General features: G+C 72.6%; 1 protein-coding gene. It reads left to right on the forward strand.

What is annotated here, in order from left to right; translation table 11 throughout:
* The coding region (locus V6U77_RS29860; RefSeq protein WP_334610073.1) for a beta-ketoacyl reductase at positions 1–998 on the forward strand (998 nt) is incomplete at both ends.

Consider the following 998-nt stretch of genomic DNA (forward strand, 5'->3'; position numbering starts at 1 on the left):
TCTGGGCGCGGAGTTCGGCGACCGCGTCGAGGCGGTGGCCTGTGACGCTTCCGACCGGGCCGCCCTGGCCGCGGTGTTGCAGGGCCGGGCCGTCGACGCGGTGGTGCACGCGGCCGGCGTACTCGACGACGGGGTGTTCGAGGCGCTGACCGCGGAGCAGACGGAGACCGTGCTGCGGCCGAAGGTCGACGCGGCCTGGAACCTGCACGAGCTGACCCGGGACATGGACCTGGCGGCGTTCGTCATGTTCTCGTCGGTCGCTGGCGCCTTGGGTAGTGCCGGGCAGGCCAACTACGCGGCCGGCAACGTCTTCCTGGACGCGCTGGCCGTGCACCGGCGCCGCCACGGGCTGCCGGCGGTGTCGATCGCCTGGGGCTTCTGGGAACAGCGCAGCGCGATGACCGGCAACGCCGACAGCGAGCGACTGGCAAGGGCCGGGATCCTGCCCATCACCACCGCGCAAGGTCTGGCGCTGTTCGACGCCGCCACCACCGGGAACCATCCGAACCCCATCGCCGCCAAGCTGCAGAACGGTCCCCGGCGCCGGCGCGCCGCCACCCGCGAGCAGTCCGGCTGGCGTCGTCGGCTCACCGCCCTGCCCGAGCCGGAACGGCACCAGGCCGTGCTCGACCTGGTTCGCGGCCACTCCGCCGTGGTGCTCGGGCAGCAGACCCCGGACAGGATCGACGCGGATGCGACCTTCAGTCAGGCGGGGCTCGACTCGCTGACCGCGATGGAACTCCGCAACCGGCTGAACGCTGCGACCGGGCTCCGGCTGGCGAGCGGCCTGATTTTCGACTACCCGACGCCCGCCGCGCTCGCCGCGCATCTCCTGACCGAGCTCACCGCCGACGCCACGCCGACGCCGGTCGAACCGCAGCCGAGGACGGTCGCGCTCGAGGATCCGATCGCGATCGTGTCGATGGCGTGTCGGTTTCCTGGCGGGGTGGACTCGCCGGCGGCGTTGTGGGAGTTGCTGGTTTCCGGCGGGGAGGGGA

It is taken from the genome of Micromonospora sp. CPCC 205546, assembly GCF_036902715.1.
In the GTDB taxonomy this organism is placed as follows: domain Bacteria; phylum Actinomycetota; class Actinomycetes; order Mycobacteriales; family Micromonosporaceae; genus Micromonospora.